Source organism: Nitrosospira sp. Nsp1 (genome assembly GCF_900100985.1).
Taxonomy (GTDB): domain Bacteria; phylum Pseudomonadota; class Gammaproteobacteria; order Burkholderiales; family Nitrosomonadaceae; genus Nitrosospira.
Genome location: NZ_FMUF01000009.1, coordinates 34,933 through 56,739 on the forward strand (window position 1 = coordinate 34,933; position 21,807 = coordinate 56,739).

Annotated in this window: 17 protein-coding genes; 11 read left to right on the plus strand and 6 right to left on the minus strand. The window is 52.2% G+C overall.

All coding sequences use genetic code 11. The annotated features are described in order from the left end of the window. Nucleotides 1-37: 37 nt before the first annotated feature. The gene (locus BLP78_RS07430) at nucleotides 38-1,228 is read right to left on the minus strand and encodes an ATP-grasp domain-containing protein (protein ID WP_176752812.1); all 1,191 of its coding nucleotides are present in this window, start codon (nucleotides 1,226-1,228) and stop codon (nucleotides 38-40) included. Between the two features lie 376 nt (nucleotides 1,229-1,604). Here BLP78_RS07430 and BLP78_RS07435 point away from each other — a divergent pair, with 376 nt between their 5' ends. The 6 genes from BLP78_RS07435 to BLP78_RS07460 all read left to right on the plus strand — a co-directional run bounded on the left by BLP78_RS07435 (nucleotide 1,605) and on the right by BLP78_RS07460 (nucleotide 10,265). Further along, on the plus strand, nucleotides 1,605-1,805 hold the full coding sequence (locus tag BLP78_RS07435) for a hypothetical protein (protein WP_090458053.1): 201 nt from the start codon (nucleotides 1,605-1,607) through the stop codon (nucleotides 1,803-1,805). 159 nt (nucleotides 1,806-1,964) lie between these two features. Then, nucleotides 1,965-2,270, plus strand: a complete 306-nt coding sequence (locus BLP78_RS07440) for a hypothetical protein (protein ID WP_090458055.1) — start codon at nucleotides 1,965-1,967, stop codon at nucleotides 2,268-2,270. 206 nt (nucleotides 2,271-2,476) lie between these two features. Beyond that, nucleotides 2,477-3,490, plus strand: coding sequence for a methyltransferase (locus tag BLP78_RS07445; RefSeq protein WP_176752813.1), 1,014 nt, complete (start codon nucleotides 2,477-2,479; stop codon nucleotides 3,488-3,490). Nucleotides 3,491-3,760: 270 nt separating this feature from the next. Continuing rightward, complete coding sequence (locus tag BLP78_RS07450; RefSeq protein WP_256330158.1) at nucleotides 3,761-5,590, plus strand: S9 family peptidase; 1,830 nt, start codon at nucleotides 3,761-3,763, stop codon at nucleotides 5,588-5,590. Nucleotides 5,591-6,045: 455 nt separating this feature from the next. Beyond that, nucleotides 6,046-9,378, plus strand: a complete 3,333-nt coding sequence (locus tag BLP78_RS07455; protein ID WP_090458057.1) for a PAS domain-containing hybrid sensor histidine kinase/response regulator — start codon at nucleotides 6,046-6,048, stop codon at nucleotides 9,376-9,378. Then, nucleotides 9,375-10,265 (plus strand): GGDEF domain-containing response regulator, encoded by an 891-nt coding sequence (locus BLP78_RS07460; RefSeq protein ID WP_090458059.1) that lies wholly within the window; start codon nucleotides 9,375-9,377, stop codon nucleotides 10,263-10,265. The genes BLP78_RS07455 and BLP78_RS07460 overlap by 4 nt, the downstream gene beginning before the upstream one ends. Before the next feature lie 128 nt (nucleotides 10,266-10,393). Here the strand turns inward: BLP78_RS07460 and BLP78_RS07465 are convergent, their stop codons facing one another. From BLP78_RS07465 to BLP78_RS07475, 3 genes are read right to left on the minus strand one after another with little or no spacing between them, the layout of a single operon-like run. Continuing rightward, entirely contained in the window at nucleotides 10,394-11,260 is an 867-nt protein-coding gene (locus BLP78_RS07465) for a hypothetical protein (RefSeq protein WP_090458062.1), read from the minus strand. A gap of 3 nt (nucleotides 11,261-11,263) precedes the next feature. After that, the gene (locus BLP78_RS07470; RefSeq protein ID WP_025041929.1) at nucleotides 11,264-11,665 is read right to left on the minus strand and encodes an ExbD/TolR family protein; all 402 of its coding nucleotides are present in this window, start codon (nucleotides 11,663-11,665) and stop codon (nucleotides 11,264-11,266) included. Next, a complete protein-coding gene (locus BLP78_RS07475) occupies nucleotides 11,652-12,296 on the minus strand; it encodes a MotA/TolQ/ExbB proton channel family protein (RefSeq protein ID WP_090458064.1) in 645 nt (214 codons plus the stop codon). Before BLP78_RS07475 ends, BLP78_RS07470 begins: the two co-directional genes overlap by 14 nt. A gap of 485 nt (nucleotides 12,297-12,781) precedes the next feature. On the opposite strand from BLP78_RS07475, the gene BLP78_RS07480 reads away from it, so the two are divergent. From BLP78_RS07480 to BLP78_RS07500, 5 genes are all read left to right on the plus strand, one after another. After that, nucleotides 12,782-14,722 carry a PAS domain-containing sensor histidine kinase gene (locus BLP78_RS07480; RefSeq protein ID WP_256330159.1) on the plus strand — a complete coding sequence of 647 codons (1,941 nt, stop codon included), beginning with the start codon at nucleotides 12,782-12,784 and terminating at the stop codon, nucleotides 14,720-14,722. 12 nt (nucleotides 14,723-14,734) lie between these two features. Next, nucleotides 14,735-15,169: a response regulator gene (locus tag BLP78_RS07485; protein WP_090458066.1), complete on the plus strand. Its 435-nt coding sequence runs from the start codon at nucleotides 14,735-14,737 to the stop codon at nucleotides 15,167-15,169. Continuing rightward, nucleotides 15,169-18,255: an EAL domain-containing protein gene (locus BLP78_RS07490; protein WP_090458068.1), complete on the plus strand. Its 3,087-nt coding sequence runs from the start codon at nucleotides 15,169-15,171 to the stop codon at nucleotides 18,253-18,255. The genes BLP78_RS07485 and BLP78_RS07490 overlap by 1 nt, the downstream gene beginning before the upstream one ends. Nucleotides 18,256-18,410: 155 nt before the next feature. Then, nucleotides 18,411-19,241 (plus strand): D-alanyl-D-alanine endopeptidase, encoded by an 831-nt coding sequence (gene pbpG, locus BLP78_RS07495; RefSeq protein ID WP_090458070.1) that lies wholly within the window; start codon nucleotides 18,411-18,413, stop codon nucleotides 19,239-19,241. A gap of 270 nt (nucleotides 19,242-19,511) precedes the next feature. Then, nucleotides 19,512-19,814, plus strand: coding sequence for a LapA family protein (locus BLP78_RS07500; RefSeq protein WP_090458072.1), 303 nt, complete (start codon nucleotides 19,512-19,514; stop codon nucleotides 19,812-19,814). 35 nt (nucleotides 19,815-19,849) lie between these two features. Here BLP78_RS07500 and BLP78_RS07505 read toward each other — a convergent pair whose 3' ends face one another. Further along, on the minus strand, nucleotides 19,850-21,106 hold the full coding sequence (locus tag BLP78_RS07505) for a putative Na+/H+ antiporter (RefSeq protein WP_090458074.1): 1,257 nt from the start codon (nucleotides 21,104-21,106) through the stop codon (nucleotides 19,850-19,852). Between the two features lie 6 nt (nucleotides 21,107-21,112). Further along, nucleotides 21,113-21,775 (minus strand): tetratricopeptide repeat protein, encoded by a 663-nt coding sequence (locus tag BLP78_RS07510; RefSeq protein WP_090458076.1) that lies wholly within the window; start codon nucleotides 21,773-21,775, stop codon nucleotides 21,113-21,115. Between the last annotated feature and the right edge of the window lie 32 nt (nucleotides 21,776-21,807).

The window sequence follows — 21,807 nt, forward strand, 5'->3', positions numbered from 1 at the left end:
GGCGGGATTGTTTCACCTTATTTCTACCCTGCGCCTTCTACCCTGAGCCGCTTGAAAACGAATATTTAATTGATGAAAGGTGTTTTTTAACGAGCGCCCGGTATGGTTTGGGCAATAAACGCTTATACCGTTTGGCCATGGCGTCTGTCACCCATGCCCAGGCGCGGTAGCGCAACATTAAATATAAGAAGTTCTCTGGAAGGTGCGTCCAAACCTGATAATGGTTCAAGATCAAATCGTCCAGGCTTATTCTAAAAGGATGCGATAGCAGGATCTGTTCCGGGTAGCCGGGGTTAACAGGATAAGGAGACTTAAGGATTTCCCGTGTGGAAAAATAGCTATTGATCGCCTTGGCTGGATCATCGCCGAAGTGGCGCGAGTGATTGGCCCACAAATTCGGTCTCATATCGGCCTCGAAAAAATATAGTTTTTGATCCACGTCAGACCGGATGGAACTGATGTTTACGAAACCATCGGCGCCCAATGCCCTCCCCAGTAACCTGAGATCCTCAAAAACCTTTTCGTCCAATTGAGAAAGTTGTACGTATCGCCTGACTGAGGTGGGTCCGAATTTGTATTTGTATTTTTCCGGCATCGAGCAGGCAAAATGAATAAGCCTGCCATTTTGATAAAAAGCCTCGATGGACACCTCGACGCCCTTTATCTTCTTTTGCACCAGGACGGGATAGGTCTTTATGCTGGTTATCAAATTCCCGTATTCGTCGTCGTGGGAACTTTCAAATACCCCTGCGCCGCCCGAAGATGAATCGAGCTTGATAACGACAGGATGGCCTAATTCTCTTACAGCATTTTTCAGTTCATGTTCATCATTGGCGATCCGGAAATCGGGCGTAAGCAGTCCACTTCTTTTAAAAGCCTGGGACAAGCCAATTTTAGAAAAGATATGAGCAAAGTGCTTATCCGACGAAACCGGAAGCAACGCTAATTTTTCTTCATTGGACAGGTGGGAATTTAATATTTTTCCTAATGTGGGATCATCTGCGATAACAACTAATGTGTATTCTTTTTTTATCTTTTCTGAAGCAATTTTCACGAGGAGATCATTTTTTTCCGCAAGGAAATAATCTCGTATCGATCTATTTTTTTTAAAGAAAGCATTGGTCGAAATCACATCCACGGTAAACCCGGCCCGTGTCAATAAACCAAGCGCCGTCAGCATCAGTTCGGGCCAGTATCCGCCAATTAAGAGTACCTCAAGCTTATGCATTCTTTGACTACCCATTGCGTGTAAGGGGGCTAGATCAAGTCCTCGATATCCGGCGTCCAAAAGCAAGTGGGGGAACATCAAGGCTGGCTGGCGATTCTAATCCTTCATTTGGTCCTGACAAGCTGTATGTTCCTACAGCTATTTTTTTAGCCCTGTTCCTCAAGTAAAAATGCGCCTGCACCTGGGCAATTTCTCCAATTTCCACGCTTCAGGTCCACGATGCCTGCGGCATACCAATGTTTGAACCTGCTCGTTTCATTCTGCCCACCTGGATTCGGGTTGAAGCGAAAACGCTTGCGGCGATGGGTATTAAAGAGATTGATATTTGAATTTCTATCGCTATCATGAATTAGCGACACCAGATAAGGAGATAATTATGCGTGAATACAAAATCACTTTTCATCCGATCGACTCATCCGAGGCCCCGGCCGGTCCAATCACTGTTATGGCACAATGGCTGGATGAAGCAATCGACCTAGCGGCGGAAAGACTCAAGGTTGACTATCCCGACCGATCGCACGATCTTAACGATTACAAGCCTCGTCCGCACGCAACATGGCGCGAGCTTCTCGAATAGTATGATCGGTGGGAAATCTGTTATCGGTTCAATGAGTCGACTGAGCGACCGCCAGCAAAATGAGTGTCGGTCCAGGGAAGCCGAACGCCATGAGCGGGAATATGACCGGGAGCGACAGCAGGGCTATGAGCCGGGTTATTAAATTCTGAAAGGAGAAATATGAAACGTGTTGCAGTCGGTTTGCTGGTGGTTTCCTTGTTCGCGGGTTGTGCTAGCTCACCCGAGTATGAGCAGACTTCAAAGAAATTAAATGATGGGATGCACTATTTCATCAAGACCAATTATAAACCTTGTCAAATAAGTCGGGATTGGGCAATCAGAACATTGACAAATCGTGCTAATAAGATATGTAAATCACAATACATACTCATCAATGAGCAAACGCCTGTGATTTTGCAATCGATAGAAGCGGAATCTGGAACCAGGGAGCTTTTATGGGAAATAAAATGTAAGGATGCTACTTGATGCTTTAACTTGTCGCGCCTTGGCAATTGAACTATCGGGTTTCAGCGTCGGTACTCATGGTTAGCTGGATGTCTTGGTCCGAATATAAAAAGTCCGATAGCGGAGTGGTAGGATAATGTAACGAAGCCCCCAGGTGCAGCTGAAGCGCAGCCTATCGGGACGGCTTTAGCTTCCCGTAATCGTCATTTACCTCATCTGGAGAATCTATGGAAGAGCAGCTTACTCCCGAAAATATTTTGCAGACCGGCATGGCCTTCTGGCCATCTAAAACTTTACTCTGCGCTGTCGAGATAGGGGTTTTCACGGAACTGGCGCAAGGCCCGGTGAACCTTGATTCACTTCAAGAACGGTTGGGTCTGCATCCTCGTGCGTCGCGCGATTTCCTTGATACGCTGGTAGCGCTTGGTTTCCTGAAGCGGGAGGGCGATCGTTATAGCAATACGCCGGAGACCGATCTGTATCTCGACCGGAAGAAACTCTCATACATCGGTGGCATCCTCGAGATGGCAAATCGCCGCCTCTATCCGATCTGGAATAACCTGACCGAAGCGCTCCGCACTGGCAAACCGCAAAACGAATGCAAGAATAATGAAGCGGATCTCTTCGAGACCCTTTATGGCGACGCTGCGGGCTTGAGGGAATTTCTTACGGCCATGACCGGCGTCAGCCACGCGTCTAATACGCTCATCGCGAGTGCTTTCCCCTGGCAAAGGTACCAGACCTTCGTCGATATCGGTACCGCCCAGGGAGACCTCGCTGTGCAGATCGCGCTTGCGAACCCTCACTTGCGCGGCCTGGGGTTCGACCGGATGGAAGTTGAACCGGTCTTTCAGCAGTATGCCGTGGCGACGGGTGTCGCGGACCGGGTCGTGTTCATATCCGGCGATTTTTTTAAGGATGACCTGCCCAGGGCAGACGTCGTGCTGATGGGGCATATCCTGCATGACTGGGACTTGCCCACGAAAAAAATGCTCATCCGCAAGGCGTATGATGCGGTTCCCGCAGGCGGTGCGCTCATCGTTTATGACTCCATCATCGACGATGACCGTTCAAAGAACGCATTTGGATTAATGATGAGCCTGAACATGCTGCTGGAGACGCCGGGAGGCTTCGATTACACGGGTGCCGATTGCAAAGGATGGATGCAGGAAGCCGGCTTTTCCACCATGCGTGTAGAGCCGTTGGCCGGGGCGGACTTGATGGTGATCGGGATCAAGTAAACGGTTATCGCCGGGCGCCGCCATATCGGTCGGCCTTCATCATTACTAAAGATACTCTATCCGAAATTATTTGTATTATTCTCGACACGACCTCTCACCACGCTGCTATCGGCGCGAAAGCGCAAAAACGCTGATGCATATCCTGTAAAGTTCTTGTGTCGGCGCAAATCGGGCGTGCTTCATTTTTCCGCTGCCTGTGTTCTCGAGAACGCCGGCATACCTATCAATGAGGCCTATCCTTACATGAAACGCTATACCATTGAGCAATTCATGGCGACAATTTCTATAGCCGGCGCTTCGTTCAGCGCTGACGAGAAGCGCATTCTTTTCAGCAGCAATGCATCGGGTATCTTCAACGCTTACACGCTGCCGGTAGAGGGAGGCCCGCCAGAGCCTCTGACCCGGTCCGCATCAGACAGTACATTTTCCGTCAGTTTTTTCCCCCACGATGACCGGGTGCTGTTTACCAGGGACAAAGGGGGCGATGAGAATTATCATCTTTTTCTGCTTGCTCCAGACGGTTCGGAAAAAGATCTGACGCCGGGAGATGGGCTCAAGGCGCAATTCATGGGGTGGAGGCCGGATGGAAGCGCGTTTTTTGTTTCCAGCAATGAGCGGGATCCCAGGTTCTTTGATCTGTACCGGTATGACGCCCGGACTTATGCCCGCGTTTTAATATACAGGAACGAGGAAGGATTCGACCTTGGCCCCATCAGCCGCGATGAGCGATGGATTGCACTGAACAGGGCACATACCACATCCGATAGCGATATTTACCTGTTCGATGCCACCCGGCAGCACGTAAAACACCTGACCCCTCATGAGGGCGCCATCAGCTTGCAAGCCGAGACTTTCGACCCGGCTTCGCAAAAACTATTTTTTCTCACCAATGAGGGAAGCGAATTCAAGCGTCTGTGCACCTATGACTTGACCACCAGAGTGGTCAAAGATCATGAAAGCGCCGATTGGAATGTGATCAACACCTATTTCTCCAGGAATGGACGATTTCGGGTTACCGCAATCAATCAGGACGGTAGCGTGGTGGTTCGGATTGTGGAGATTGTGGCAGGCGAGGGCGCAGCGGAGGAAGAGAAACCCTTGGCTCTCCCGTCGCTGTCACTGCCTGAGGGAGAAATCCGGGGCGTCGTCTTTTCGCAGAGTGGCGCCCGCATGGCGTTCTACGTGAATGGGGATCGCTCTCCCGATAACCTGTTCGTTCACGATTTCAATACGGAGCAGTTTCAGCAGCTTACCCAGAGCTTGAGCAAGGAAATCGACCCTTTGGACTTGGTGGATGCGCAGGTGGTCCGTTTCAGGTCTTTCGACGGAATGGTCATACCGTCTATTTATTACAAGCCGCACGAAGCCTCCGCGACAAACAAGGTGCCCGCCATTATTTATGTCCATGGCGGTCCGGGCGGGCAAACGATGCGCGGATATAACGCGCAGATCCAATATCTCGTGAACCACGGCTATGCGGTGCTGGGTATCAACAACCGCGGCAGCTCCGGATATGGCAAAACCTTTTTTACCGCAGCTAATCGCAAGCACGGGCGTGAGCCCCTTTGGGATTGCATAGAGGCCAAGACCTTCCTGGCCAGCCTCGGCTACATTGACCATGAGCGCATCGGCATCATGGGCGCCAGCTATGGTGGTTATATGACGCTTTCAGCTTTAGCGTTTCGCCCCGAGGCTTTTAAAGTGGGCATTGATATTTTTGGAGTGAGCAACTGGTTGCGAACGCTGGCAAGCATACCGCTCTACTGGGAATCGGTCCGTAAGGCGATTTATGATGAGATCGGCGATCCTGTAAATGACATCGATATCCTCGTCGCCACCTCGCCGCTTTTTCACGCCAGGGAGATAAGAAAGCCTTTAATGGTTATCCAGGGTGCCAACGATCCTCGCGTGGTCAAAGCAGAGAGCGATGAGATCGTGGAAGCCGTCAAAAAAAATAATGTCCCGGTGGAATATATCGTTTTTCCGGATGAAGGCCACAGCTTCACCAAGAAGAAGAATCAGATCGAGGCCAACCGCCGGATACTGGAGTTTCTGGACAAGTATCTGAAAGGCAATGATGTAACGAAGGACGGGGAATAGACGATATAACCGGACTCCGCCTGGGACTGGCCCAATAAGCGAAGCACGTTGCGCCGTATGAGAGTGGACCGGATAGCCCGTAAAGGATCATATTTTCTTCATCGACTGGAATGGCTCTGCTTTAAACCCAGAGGGTCCAGCATCTCAGGCGAAATTTCCTCTGCTGTGACTTCGATAAGCCGGTTTTTGCCAGCATGCGATAAATAGCTGGCGGCCAGCGATGCCACCCGTCGCCATGTTCAGGTTGGGTGCAACGGCCAAGCATATAACCATTACGGACTTGCTCTTACGTCGCGGTCAGGATGCTGTCCGAGAGATCGGTCGTAATTGCTCCCGTCCGCGTAAATCGGCACAGGATTCGAATTAGACATCCGTTAATAACTGAGCCACCTTTAGATCACAAGTCCACGCGCCGCAGCAGCCCGATGGAGCCAGAGCAAAACAGAAGGAGATCAATGACAATTCGGAAAATGAGTTACATATTTTACTTTGTGACAGGGGTGCTTATCTCCCTGCTTACCTTATTTATTGCGCTTCGCTTCCTGGAGAACCGGAAACTGGATGATGCCCTGAATGTTCGCTACGCTTCCTTCCTTGCCGCGGATGAGTTGCGCCGGTCTTCCGACGACCTGACGAGCATGGCTCGTGCCTACGTGGCCACCAGCAACCCAAAGTTTGAACGAATGTACCTGGATATAATTGCGATCCGCGACGGCGGCCACGAGCGCCCGCCGCACTATGAGCGCGGTTACTGGGACCTCATGATTGGTGATGCGGGCTTCCGACCGGGTCCTGGGCGCAAGCTCTCACTGAGATCGAGAATGGAAGCGCTCGGATTCACGGCGGCAGAGCTTGCAAAGCTCGAGCAAGCCCAAAACAGTTCACGCCTGTTGATGGAGCCGGAGCGCAAGGCATTTGGTGCGATGAAAGGGCGGTTTCAGGATCCGGCCGGCCAGTTTAATGTGAAGGGCACACCCGATCCCGAGTTGGCCCGTCGCCTCTTGTATGATGAAAGCTATCATGTTGCAAAGGCCGGGATCATGCGATTGGTGAACGAATTTTACGAGCTGTTCGACGAGCGCACGCTCCGTGCCGTAGTTGCGGCCGAGCGCCGCTCTACCCTTTATGTTTACGCCGTCTTTCTCACACTCGCCTTTTTCATGGTTTGGCTCGCTGTTTCGTATCGGGTTGTGCGACGAAAAGTACAAAATCTCGTGCAGCTCGAAGATGAGACGCGGAATATCAAAGACGTGGACCAAGCCGTTCAGTTCCGGATTGACTCAAATGACGAGATCGGTAATCTTTCCCGTGCCTTTACCGCCGCTCAAACTGAACGAGACCGTTACTTTAATCAATCTCTCAACTTTCTTGCCATCAGCGGCTTCGATGGTTACTTCAGACGATTGAACATAACCTGGGCCAAGGTTTTTGGCTATTCACCGGAGGAACTGCTGTCTCGGCCGTTCATAGACTTCGTCTTCTCCAGTTCACGTGCGGATACTACGGCAGAGCTGGATAAGCTTATGACCGGCATTCCCGTTTCCTTTGAAAGCCAGATGTGCTGCAAGGATGGTTCCTCCCGCTGGGTTTTATGGAACGTGGCGACAATACAGGATGTTCGGGAATTCTACTTTTCGGGCCAGAATATTACAGCGAGGAAAAATATTGAGATAGAGCTACAGAAAGCCCGAAAAGCAGCAGAGGCGGCGAACCGTGCCAAGAGCGAGTTTCTCGCAAATATGAGTCATGAAATCCGCACGCCCATGAATGGCGTGCTCGGCACCGTCGGCCTGCTTTTGAATACCTCACTAACGGCGTCACAGCGCGAGTTGGCAGGGTTGGCACGTGCCAGCGGCGAGACACTCCTGACCATTATCAATGACGTTCTTGATTTTTCAAAGATCGAGGCAGGAAAACTTGTTATTTTGCCTGCTCCGTTTGACCTGCTTCAGGCTATTGAAGAGGTGGCGGGTATGATTGCCATGCAGCCGACAAGAAAGAAAGATGTAAATGTAATAGTGCGTTATCCGCCGGATGTGCCGCGCTATGTATTTGGCGATCTGGGGCGTATCCGTCAAATACTGACTAATTTGGCCAACAATGCCATCAAGTTTACTGACAAGGGTCACGTACTCATCGATGTGGAGGCCGACGAACTCGGCGAAGACGACGTCTCGCTCCGTATAAGCGTGGAGGATAGCGGACTCGGCATCGCGGCAGATAAACTGGAGAGCCTGTTCGACAAATTCACGCAGGCCGATAACACCACTACACGACGTTACGGAGGTACCGGTCTGGGCTTGGCTATCAGCAAGCAATTGGTTAAGTTGATGGGTGGCACCATCGCTGCAAAAAGCCGGGTTGGCGTTGGATCGACCTTCTGGTTTACTCTGCGTCTGCCTTTACAGAGAGAGCAGCCGGTCGACACGAGACCGCATGTTGAGCTTGCACGTGTTCGTGTGTTGATCGTGGACGATAACTCAGCTAACCGTTTGGTGCTGCAAGAGCAACTCCGCGTCTGGAAGATGCGCATCGGGAGTTGCGTATCAGGTGTGGAAGCACTCCGGGTGTTGCGCGAGGCCCATGCTGCAGGCGATCCGTATCAGATCGCGATCCTTGATTATCAAATGCCGGAGATGGACGGAGAAATGCTGGGTCAAATCATTAAAGCGGATCCATTGCTCCACAACATACAATTAGTGATGCTCAGTTCGCTGGGACAAGAAGGCGATATCAGGGAGCGGCTCAAGAAGGTTGGTTTTGCGGCCTATCTGGTCAAGCCGGCGCGGCAATCAGAACTATTGTCGACTCTGGTGAGCATCTGGGACGCACACTGTCACCAGCGGTCTGTAAGCCTCATCAGTAGTCAGTCTTCTCTCCCTGAAACCCGTGAGACACAGTCGGCCCACAACCTGGAACGCCCATTTGCCGGTACGCGCGTGCTGCTTGCAGAGGACAACGCTACTAACCAGATTGTCGGAGCAATGATGCTGCGGAATCTGGGCTGTAATGTAGATGTCACTGCCAGTGGCCGGGAAGCAATGCAGATGATAGATGCATTTTCCTATCATATCGTATTTATGGATTGTGAAATGCCCGAGATGGATGGTTTTGAAGCCACTGCTGCGATTCGTCGCCGGCCCGACCTTAAATCGAGGCTCCCCATCGTTGCGGTAACGGCGCAGGCAATGCATGGCGATAAAGAACGGTGCCTGCTCGCAGGCATGGACGATTACATCAGTAAACCGGTAACGCAGGAAGATTTTGCCGCGGCATTGACACGTTGGGTGCCCAGTAAAGAACTGCAACATAGGTGTGAAGCCCAAGAGCACATAACAAGGAGTGATGAAAAGGCGGGCAGCGCTAATTCACCTGACTGCCCTCCATTTCCAGTCTCCTCATCTCTCCCGGACATTTCCTCCGCATTGAACCCGGCAGTCATTGCCCGTTTGCGCGCATTGGCAGAAGCGACGGAGCCATCCTTGATCGGGCAGATATTCACGTCGTTCCTGAGCGATGGGGTCGAACGCCTCAACAAGCTTCAAAATGCGCTTGATGGAGGCGATCCTGAACTTCTGCGCAAGACCGCCCACGCTCTCAAAGGTGCCAGTGCGAATATCGGTGCACATCACATGGCGGATATTGCTCAACAACTGGAACTCTTGGGTAAAGCAGGCAGCATGAGCGGAGCTGCGGTTTTGATAGAACAAATCGAAGGCGAATTTGAACGTGTCAAGAGCGAGATTGCGGAAAATTGCCTGCTCCCGCCGGATACGGATCCATCATGAAAATACTCATTGCGGAAGACGATACCACCTCACGCCTTTTGTTCAGCGCTACCCTCAGAAAATTGGGGCATACGGTAACGGCTGTAGAGGATGGGCACGAGGCTTGGGAAACCTGGCAACAGGGCGAGTATCCTCTACTCATATCTGATTGGATGATGCCGCATATCGATGGTTTGCAGTTGTGCAGAATGATTCGCGGAGAACCTGGCCTGCAATATACCTACGTTATTCTTCTTACGTCGCTGGACAGCAAGGGCAGCTATCTTGAAGGCATGGACGCAGGCGCCGATGATTTCATTACCAAACCATTCGATGAAGAACAGCTGGCAGCCCGGCTACGGGTCGCCGAACGGATACTGGGTTTACATGGCAGGTTGCATATCCAGGCAACGCATGACCATCTGACCAGCGTATGGAATCGAGGCGCAATCATGGCTTATTTGCAAAAGGAGCTGGAGCGGGGGCCGCGCCAAGGTACCTGCACAAGCGTTATCGTAGCGGACCTCGATCACTTCAAGCGAGTCAACGATACTTATGGGCATCCGGCAGGCGACGAGGTATTGCAAGAGGCAGCCCGGCGCATGGGACTTGCATTGCATGGTTATGACCGCATCGGGCGCTATGGCGGTGAAGAGTTTCTCATCATAGCATCGGGTTGTGACGGGAGTCAGGCTGAAGCCCTTGCCGAAAGAATCTGTCGTTCTATCAGCGCAGAGCCTGTTAACAGTCGGTTCGGAGAAATCTCCATGACTGTGAGCCTGGGCGTCGCTACGGGCTACGGACAATGCGAAGATGCGGGCATGCTCATCTCAGCCGCTGATGAGGCGCTTTATCGAGCAAAAAAGGCGGGGCGTAATCGAGTTGAAACGTCCACCCGGAAGGTTTGACAAGGTCCAGCCCATCAATGAAGCGAACGTGCAGCCGATAATCGCCAAACGTTCCGCGGGCGTTTGTTGACGCCCCTACCGCTTGCACAATCATTCAATTCATTGGATACCTGTTCTCGATTCCACTGCTACCGTCGTCGAACCGGTGCCTCGCTGTCGCCAAAAAATTCGCGTATCAGGAAATCCTCCAGTCCCTTGCTGTCTTCCAGGCGCGACGAGAGGACAACGACCCGGTCGAGACGATATGACTCCCAATTGAAATCGCCTTTGTGATACTCACGGATCAGCTCGATCATTTTCCGGACGACAGCACGCTGGATATCTACACCGGGTCCGGCATTCACTTCGATCAGCTCCCGCCGCGGGATGTTGCTGTTCTGTTTCCAAGCGCGGAACAGGAATTGCGCGTTGTGCGGCCCCATTCTTATGATCTGGAATATTCCGCTTGCGCCGGGCTCTTTAAGGTTGCGCATGACGTTCGCCATCCTGAGCTCTTCCGCGGAAGGTTCGCGCTCGGCAGCTTCCGGCTCCTTGGGTTCATCCTCGAAGATTCCACCCGCACGGCGGCGTTCCCGCGCTTCATTCATATAGGCCAGCATATCTTTCGGCTGCGCTGAATCTGGCGCTGTCTTTGCGGCTGATGAGCTATCCGCCCGGGCCTCGCTTTTTACGGTTCCTTTTTCAGCGAGACGTTTCACGGGTTCCGCTTTTTCGGCGCCCAGGCGGGGCTGTGGCGGCGGCTTAGGCTGTGGTTGAGGCTTGACAGGGGGAGGAATTTTGGTGCTCTTCTGGGGAACCGGCAACGCCTTTTGTGCGGGCTTTTCTTCAGGCAGTTCAACAAAGCTTGCTTCGATCGGCGGTGGCGTTTCGGTCTCGCCCTCTGAAGACGCAAAAAGAAATCCGAATGCCCAGATGATGATCACCCAAATGATGACCGCTAGCGGCACGGGCCACCAGAATTGGACTTCCTTCGGCCTGGACTTCAGTGTCAGCATGTATTACTGGTGCTTGACCGCAATCAAAAAGTGCTGCGCGCCAGCGGACCGGGCTCGCAGCATCGCCTGCACGACGATACCCTGCGGCGCATCGTTATCTGCGGATACCACCAGTTTCTGTTCGGAATCCTCGAGTAATGGCCTCAGCGTATCGGCCAGTGTTTCCAGGGTAACGGACGTCTGGTTAATGAAGATTTTGCTGTCGCTTGTCAGCGTCAGCGTTACAGGTGCCTTGGTACGGAGCTTTTCGGCTTTCCCCTGGGGTAAGTTTACCTGAAGGGAATCCAGATTCTGCATCGACAATGACGCCAGCATGAATGTGGCAAGCAGGAAGAACATCACGTCGATCATGGGGATGATCTCGATTCGGCCTTTGCGATAAACCCTCGGTTTACGCAGCTTCATGGTCGCCCTCCTGGTCTAATCGGATATGGTCGATCAGGCGCGTACCCAAACGCTCCATCTCATCCATAGTCTGTGATTGCAAACCAGAGAAGTAATTGAATCCAAAGAGGGAAATCAGCGCGATTATCAGGCCGACCACAGTCGCAATAAGCGCTTCAGCCACGCCGCCCGTTACAGCGGTTGGATTGACGATGCCCTCGCCGCCGATTATCTGGAATGCGCGCATCATGCCGATAACCGTCCCTACGAGTCCGAGCAGGGGCGCGGCGGTAACGGTGGTTTCCAGAAACCATAGCCTGCGGGCGAGGGATTTTTCTATCAGTTGGGCTTCATCCGCGGCCCGAGATTCAGTCCACCAGGATGGACGGTGGCGATTGCTGATTACGACCTCGAAAAATCGCTTGTAGTAGTGGCGCTCATCCAGGCCCGAAAGTATTTTTTCGAGGTCGTGCCATTCAAAGCCATAGGTTTCGACGAGGTTCAGCAGATCGTGCGAGAGGCGAGCGTAGCGCCAATAGACAAATCCCTTCTCCAGCATAATGGCCAGAGCGATGACGGCCAGCAGAGACAACGGCAAAATAGTAAATCCGCCGAGCGTTAGCGCGGTCCAGGTTGCATGAAGTTCTTGCATGTTTATCTCCGAACGGGTGATATGTCCGCTTGTTAAATAGATGGATTATAAGATGAAGACCGATACCGTTTTCGGCAAGATGGCTCGAGCGAAGCGCAACGGCCGAGAGGTATGAAGGATTGTAGTTATGGGTTACGGCTTATACCTTACTCTTCCGGGAAAAGCACTTATTCTCGCTTATTGTAGTTAGAAAATCATTCTCGCTCATTATCGGCAGGAATTTATCGATGCGGGATCATGGGTGGCATTTTCTTCCTCCTGTGCGAGGGATTCTCGAACTGATTCTCACCTGCCAAGCTGTAAAATCTTACAGCTATTCACACACCTTGTTTTAGGGTTTCATAGTGCTGTTATTTCTCCGGATTATTATCTGAGCCAGCCAGGTTTCCCGGTAGCTCCAGATTTTCTTAATGACATCTTCATATAAAGGCTGGGCAAAAAGTGTTGCGGGCGCTTCGGGGGCCCGATATGACACAGCTGGGGCTATGCAAATACAGAATGCGCACGCCAGACTTGCCGATATTCTCGATCAAAGTTTGACCGAGATTTGTCTTTTTGATGCTCAGACCTTGCATTTTCACTATTTGAATAAGGGTGTACGGCGCAATCTGGGCTATGACATGGATAAGCTACCCCTGATGACGCTACTCGACATCCAGCCGGAACTGGACGAAGCGTCGTTCCGAACCATGATCAGTCCACTTGTCAATGGCGAAAAAGAGGTTCTGATTTTCGAAACGATGTGCTTGCGTGCCGATGGCACCCTTTACCCAGCCGAAGTCCACCTGCAGTTGGTTACGCAATCAGACCGCAGAGAAATTCTTGCCATTATGCTGGATATTACGAACTGCCGTCGTGCCCAGGTAGCGTTGCAGGAAAATGAGGCGCGTTTTCGAATCATTGCCAATACCATCCCGCAGCTCGCATGGATATCGGAAGCCGATGGATCCAGGTCTTGGTACAACCAGCGTTGGTATGACTACACAGGCACAACGCCCGAAGAAATGAAAGGTTGGGGCTGGCGCAGGGTGCATGATCCAGCGCTACTGCCTGGGGTAATAGAAAAATGGAACGAAGCTACAGTCGCCGGGCAGGCGTTTGCCATGGAAGTTCCCCTACTCGGCGCGGATGGGCAATACAGGATGTTCCTGACACGGGCGGAGCCGTTAAAGGATGCGGAAGGCCGAGTAGTGCAATGGCTTGGTACCAATACCGATGTAAACGATCAGAGGCTGGAGGAGAAAGCGCGGCGCGCAACTGAAAAACAGCTTCAGGTGGTGATGAAGAGCATGAGTGAAGGTCTTGTGATCTCGGATTCAAGCGGAAAATTACTGCATTGGAACCCGGCAGCACTGAGGATGCATGACATCGGTAATGCGGAAGGGGTCTTGATCAATCTACGCAGCTTTGCACGGCTCTATGAGTTATCCACTGTTGAGGGCGCCATTTTGCCTATCGAGCACTGGCCGCTGGCACGCATTCTCGGGGGTGAGCAGCTGCATGATCTGGAGCTGCGCGTCAGGCGCCTGGATAGAGAATGGACGCGTATCTTCAGTTATTCCGGCGCAATCTTGCAGTATGGCAATGATAAAGACCTGGCGTTTATGATGATCAAGGATATTACCGAACGTAAATGTGCGGAAGAAGCGCTGCGGGATGCCAAGGTAAACCTCGAGCATAAAGTCAATGAGCGCACTGCTCAGCTCGTGGCCAAGAGCAAAGAGCTGGAAAATTTTTGTTATTCGGTATCGCATGATCTCAGGGCGCCCCTTCGCGGGATAGCGGGCTATAGCCGTCTTCTGCTCGAAAGTTACCACGAGTGTCTTGATGAGGAAGGCCGGGGTTTTCTGAAGAATGTCGGTGTGGCAACGACGCACATGAGCAGTTTAATTGAAGATTTGCTCTCTTATTCAAAGCTTGAACGGCGAAAACTGTCTACAACGGCCGTTAGGCTTTCCAGCTTCCTGCCCCAGCTATTGGACCAGTTCAAGGACAGCATTGAAAATGTGCGTCTAACGGTCAAAGTCGACGATTTGCGCATTAGTGCCGATCCGGATGGTCTCGCAATTGCATTGCGTAACCTGATCGATAACGCGCTCAAGTTTTCCCGATTTGTCCTTGAACCGGCTATCGAAATTCTTGCGCAGCCTGCGGATGGTTACTGCATCCTCTCGGTTCGGGATAATGGAATTGGATTCGATATGCGTTTTTACCACAAGATTTTTGAGATATTCCAGCGCCTCCATCGAGCCGAGGATTACCCCGGAACGGGTATCGGGCTTGCAATGGTGCACAAAGCCATGGAGCGGATGGGAGGGCGCGTCTGGGCAGAAAGCGAACTGGGCGGTGGGTCGGTCTTTTATCTCAAATTACCTCTATACGGTACCGCTACAGCAGTGACTTCAGCTGTTTCCGAGCTGGATTAGCAATAACTATCGATGAATACTACGTTGCCAATCTTGCTCATTGAAGACAATCCAATGGATGTGGACCTGACCCGGCGCGCGTTTATCCGGCACAATCTGGCCAATCCCCTCGAAGTAATGCGTGACGGTCAGGAAGCAATTGATTTCGTGGCAGGCTGGAGGGCAGGAGATCCCGTGCCTTCCGTGATACTGCTCGACCTGAAGCTCCCAAAAATCAGCGGATTGGAAGTCCTGAGCGTCATTCGGGCGCACCCCCATATCGGAACTGTCCCAATCGTGGTTCTTACGTCTTCGGCCGAGGATGATGATATTCGTAAAGCCTATTTGCTTGGTGCAAATTCCTACATCGTGAAGCCGGTGGATTTTGAAAAATTCATTGATGTGGCGCGGCAGATCGAGCTCTATTGGACAGTTCTCAATATGCATAGCTTTTCAAAGCCGGCATAATGAGAATCCTCTATCTGGAGGATAATGCGCTGGACGCCGATCTGGTGCGGCTGGAGCTGAAGAGACGCGCGCCGGATATTCAACTGGACGTAGTCGGGACACTGGCCGAGGCATTGGCGCGGATCGAACGGTTCCATGAAATTTATGGAACCAGTCTGGAAACCCCCGTGATCGCGAGAGCGGAGGAAGATGTTTCACCTCGCTACGATCTGATCCTGACCGATCTCAATCTTCCTGATGGCAGTGGTAGAACGTTGCTGGCGCGGGTTCGCAGTCAGCATTTGCCGCTTCCCGTCGTCGTGCTTACCGGTTCGAGCGACGAAGAGGTATTAGTCGAATTACTCCGGGCCGGCGCGGACGATTACGTCATAAAGCGTGACGGCTTCCTTGAAACGCTGGCGCTGGTGCTGCGTGCTGCATTCGACAAGTTTCGCACGGAAACCTATAGAAGAGCCGCCGTGCTCAGGATTCTTTACGTCGAACCTGATGCTCATGAAATCGATCTGGCCAAGCGAGAACTGGCTTCCATCGCTCCACACCTGCACATTGAATCGGTTCAGACAGCAGAGCAGGTTTTTCAGCGTTTTGCAGCCTCCGGTCCGGATGCTGCCATTGACGTTCTTCTACTCGACTATTATTTGCCCGGTGCTTCCGCTACCGATATTTTGAAGGAGCTGTGCCAGGTGCGCGGGTTTGATCTGCCGATCATTCTGGTTACCGGTTCCGGCGACGAAGAAATTGCGCGGCAGTCTCTCAAATTGGGCGCCGCTGATTATGTGGTGAAAAGCGTGGGTTATCTTCAACGGTTGCCCACTGTCATCGAAAATGTCTGGCTCCGGGCCGAATCAAATCGCAGAGAACGGGTTTTACTGGAAGAAAGGACCCGGCTTTCTCTTGCCACTGAAGCCGCCGCGATAGGTATTTGGGAGTGGAACACGGTTACCGGCAACATCATCTGGGACGATCGCATGTACGAGATTTATGGCGCCCCACGCGGGAGCGCAATCACGTATGAAATCTGGAGATCCTATACTTATCCCGACGACTTGCCCAAGCAGGAAGCGCAACTAAAAAAAATCAGTGCGGAAAATGGGCGTGCACAGCTTGATTTCCGGATTTTGCGCGGGCACGAAACCATACGTCACCTGCATATCGCCAAAGCGGTGAAATGGAGCACGAACTGTAACGACCTACGAATAGTAGGCACGGCCATTGACATTACGAAGCGCAAGCAGACCGAACTGGCAATTCAGGAGCACGCCATGCAGCAGGGCCTTATTGCAGCGTTCGGGCAACGGGCACTCGCCAGCGCCGATCTTGACGAGCTATGGGATCAGGCTGCGGTAATTGTTTCCCAGGGCCTGAACATCGATTTTTGCAAGGTTCTCCAGCTTGCGCCGGATTTACGTTCTTTTGTACTCAAGGCAGGTTCGGGTTGGCAAGCCGGCTGGATAGGCCGCAAAATATCATTCACTTATGAAAACAGCCAGAACCGGTTTGTTCTCGCGAGTCACCAACCGGTCATCGTAGGAGATTTCCACGCCGAAACCCGTTTCAAGCCTTCGAATATTCTGCGAAATCATGGTATCCGCAGTAGTGCCGATGTGCTTATCTCAGGCGCCGGCGGCCCGTACGGTATACTGGGGGCCTATTCCCGCGAAGCGCTCCGCTTCACGTCGGGTAGTATCAACTTCTTGCAGAGCCTGGCCAATATTATTGCAACTGCTATCGACCGTAAGGCTACAGAGGAGCGCCTCACCTATCTGGCCCAGTTCGACCCCCTGACGGAGTTACCCAATCGAAGCCTTTTCCTCGATCGTCTCAGGCGGGCGATGGAGCATGCGCAACGTAGCCGATGCCGGGTAGGTGTCGTATTCGCTGATCTGGATCGCTTCAAGATTGTTAACGATACGATGGGTCACAGCACTGGCGATAAATTACTGGTTCAGGTTGCGCAACGGCTGCAACGATGCGTGCGTTCATGCGATACGGTTGCGCGATTGGGTGGAGACGAATTTGCGTTCATTCTGACCGATCTGGCTCAGGCCGAAGACGCAACCCTGGTTGCAGAAAAGGTAATTAGTGCTCTCTCGCTGCTCTTCGAGTTGGAAGGGCAGGAAATTTATATTTCAGCGAGTCTTGGAATCAGCATTTATCCGGGAGATGGTACGGATGCGGATGGCTTGCTCAGGAATGCCGACACGGCGATGTTCCAGGCTAAAGAGCAGGGCCCAGCCATTTATCGCTTCTATTTGCCGCAGATGAATGAGCGCGCAGTAGCCCGCCTCAAAATTGAAACTCAGCTTCGTGGTGCGCTCGCGCGGCGCGAGTTCGTGCTGCACTATCAGCCGAAGGCAAGTTTGGTCAGTGGCGAAATCACCGGTTTTGAGGCGTTGCTGCGCTGGCAGCATCCAACGCATGGGCTCGTGCCGCCGCTTCAGTTCATCTCAGTGCTCGAGGATACGGGACTGATTGTTTCAGTTGGCGAATGGGTGGTGCGAACAGTCTGTGAACAGATAAAAACATGGCAGAACCAAGGGCTTTCCTTGTATCCGATATCGGTCAATCTGTCGGCACGGCAGTTTCAGCAGCAAGACCTCGATTCGTGTGTTGGAAAGACTCTGCAGGTCACCGGAATTGATCCCCATTTGCTGGAATTCGAGTTGACTGAGTCGATATTGATGAAAGAAGCCGAAACAACCGCCAATGCGCTGCAAAACCTGAAAGCGTTCGGTGTGCAGATATCGATGGATGATTTCGGTACGGGTTACTCAAGTCTTGCCTACCTCAAGCGGTTTCCGTTGGACGTAATCAAGATTGACCGCGCGTTCATCCGGGACGTTACCACCGATCCCGACGATGCAACCATCGCCGTGGCGATGATCAAGCTGGCCCACAGCCTGGGGCTGAAGGTGGTAGCTGAAGGTGTTGAAACCAGATCGCAACTTGATTTCCTGATAAAGCACGGTTGCGACGAAATGCAGGGCTTCTATTTTTCACGACCCCTTCCGCTCGAGTGTGCCTCGCTGGCGCTTATCAAAGGTTATCGGATACCGATGAGCAACGGATCACTGATTGAAGGATGAGCTTGCGGCTCACCGTCAATAGCGCTCTCGTCTCAGGTTTAACCGCTCCCAATTGCTATAAAGTCCTTTCCCTATTACGCGATATTTGTTAACTTAACTGCGCGCAAATTCCCAATCCGCGGGGGGCGGATGAATTTTCTGGCAGATAATGACAAATGAAAAAAGTTATCTTGGTGATTTGCCTCATGTTCGCCTTTACTGGCGGGGCTTTCGCACAGAAGGGTGGGCTGAATCTTAGATCGCATTCGGTCCTGGTTATGGACGCTCAGCATGGGCATATCCTTTTTAACAAAAATGCGGATAACGTGATGCCGATCGCTTCCATCACGAAACTCATGACAGCAATAGTTGTGCTTGATGCGAAATTGCCTCTGGATGAGGAAATCGTCATTGAAGCCGCTGATATCGATGTTCTCAAAAATACCCGCTCGCGCTTGCGCGTTGGGGGAAGCCTTACTCGCCAGGAAATGCTGCGGCTGGCATTGATGTCTTCCGAGAACCGTGCCGCGGCAGCGCTGGGGCGCACCTATCCCGGGGGCATCAATGCGTTCGTTGCCGCAATGAATCTGAAGGCATTCGAGCTTGGCATGGGCAATAGCTATTTTGTTGATTCCACTGGGCTGAATAGTGCCAACGTTTCCACTGCGCGTGATCTGGCAAAAATGGTGAGCGCTGCGCATGACTACGATGTCATTCGTGAATTTTCGACGACCGCTGCGCATGCGGTGGCGTTTGCAGATGAAGACCACAGCATGCAGTTCGTCAATTCCAACCGCCTGGTGAGTAGCGGAAGTTGGGATATTGATTTATCGAAAACGGGCTTTCTTAGTGAAGCCGGACGCTGTCTTGTCATGCGGGCTAACATAACGGGTAAAGCAATTATCATAGTATTGCTTGATTCCTGGGGAAAGAACTCACGTATCGGTGACGCCAACCGCATCAAGAAATGGATGGAGATCGGGTTCACTCGTAAAGTTCGGGGGTAATATATTTGAGGAAGACCATTTAAGGTGGGCTAACGCGTGGCGTATACCTGACCCTCGGTCTGAAAGAAGTTTTTTGATACATACCCGGAAAAAGTTTCTGTCCTGTTAACTCTGCATGGGGCCGCACTTCAATGTGCCACTGATGCTGGGGTATCGCGCCGATATCGAGTATTCGGCGGATTTCGATATTCGGGATCGCCGCTTGATTTTCCTCCAGGTAGGGCATTGCGTAGCACCAGGAAGCGAGCATTCGCCCGGGAAGGAGCTGTCATGCAATTACAACTGATTGTCGCGCTCATCATTGTTTTTCTGATTGTCATGTTCGCGGTTCAGAACGCCGTGGCGGTAAGCGTTGTATTCTTGCTGTGGCGCATCGATGCGTCGCTTTCCTCTGTGATTGCTGCCTGCTTCGGCCTTGGAACGCTCATCGGTGCCTTGATTACGGTCCCCACGATGTTGCATGAGCGAATTCTGATAAGCCGCCTGCGTAAACAAGTCGAAATATTGCGCTCGGAGAATGACAGCCTGAATGCGCTGAAGAACGACGAATCTGCACTACCGCATGGGCACTGATTTATTAAGTGAGCGATCAACTACCGGATTTAGGTTTAAAGCAGGCGAAATGCAAGAATGGCTACGATCGTGGGCGGAAGTGCGGCTGCCAGCAAGCCTAAAGGATGTATTGCTCCATCTCTGAACGAACCTTTCAATATGGAGAAGCCTGCCGGGTTCGGTGCGTTTGCAATGACTGTAAGCCCTCCGCCGGTAACGGCGCCGGCAACGAGCGAATATCGGAACTCTGCGCTCGTGCCTTCCAGGAGAGAACCCAGATAAGTGAGCGCTGCATTGTCGGTGATCGCGGTAAGGAGAGTGGCGCCAAAAAAAAGCACAGTGTTGTCCATGTCAGACAGCAAGGGCTGCAGCCACCACTTCTGTTGTCCCCCAAGGACAACCAGCCCGGCAAGAAAAAAAGCCACCAGCAATCCTTCGCGCAGAATCAGCCGGTCCTGATAGCGCTCATAGGCACTCGCAAAGCCCAGAAAGAAGAGCAGCAACCCCATGAAGACGACAGGGTGATGCGCAAACACTACCACGCCTGCCAGAAATACGATATGCACAAGTACCACGGGTAATGGGACTTTGGCATGTGTGGCGCGCGCTTCATTTTTTAATCCCGATAATTCATGTCGAAACAGGAAAGTGACGGCCAAGGCATTCACCAGCACGCCGATCGCTGCCTTCCAGCCAAATGTAGTAAACATGAAGGTGGTGTCCCATCCCCATTTGCCCGCCACCATGAGAACCGGCGGTGCGGCAAAGGATGTCATTGTTCCACCGATGGAAATGTTGACGAACAGCACACCGAGCGTGACATACTTGAGCCGGGTGGAAATCCCCCTGGAATAATAACGCTCAAGCAGAATCAGTCCGGCTAACGTCATGGCCCCCGGTTCCGTGATAAATGAGCCCAGCAGAGGAACAAACGATAATGTGATGAAGTAGAACGCGCTGCCCTCCGGCCAGGGAATAAGCCGCGCGAGCGTTTTTACGTTGAGCATGGCGAACTGCAGGATCGGGCGAGTGCCCGCGATGACCATGATGGCGAACACGAACATAGGCTCGGTAAAGCTCTGTCGATCGAGGTAAGCGATGGCGGCGTGCCTGCCGTCCGTGACAAACATCATGATGACGAGGACCATGGCCCAAAAGCCGAAAACAACCTCGACTTCGCCGAGAAAATGCCAGATGCCTGCGTGAGCGGGATGGCGATGCGCCAATTGCTCGAAATATTTGGTCGAGAAGGTGTGGATCAGCGCGACGCCAAACAGCAGTGCGCCAATGATCTCGATGGAGGCGGGGTTCAATTCGTTTTATTTCATTGCATCAAGGTTGGCCTTTGCATCAGCATTTCCCTGGGCGGCGGCTTTCGTGAACCATTCCTTGGCTTTATCGGTATCCCTGGCTATTCCTTCGCCGGCGAAATACATCACCCCGAGGTTGTTTTCGGCATCGACATTGCCCTGCTCAGCCGACTTTTGAAATAACTCCACCGCTTTGACCGGGTCTTTGGCGACACCTTCACCATTTGCGTACATCAGCCCGAGGTTGAACTGGGCATCCGCATATCCCTGCGCAGCGGATCGATGAAACCAGGCAGCAGCCGTAACAGGGTCATTGCTCAGGATTTTACCGGATGAATCCTTGGATATGGCTTCCCCGGTGTAGTACATGACGCCCAGTCCGTTTTGGGCTTTGGCATCGCCAGCCTCGGCATCTTTCCTTAATTGCAGGAATTTTTCTTCCGGCGTCGCTTCATTCTCCGAGCCCCCCGGCATGATTTCCTTTAATATCGCCGATTTTTCTTCCGGGGTCAGCTCATTTTCCAGGATGCTCGGAATTTGTGCTTCCGATGTGAATTCATCCGGCAACCGGGTCTGCGCTTCCGTTTTGGCGGCGGTCGCCGGCGCTTTCTCGCCGCATCCGGCAAGCATGAGCATGGGTGCGGCGAGTAACGTAACAATAAGGATGTTCATCGATTATTATGTCCTGTCAGGTACCATCCAGG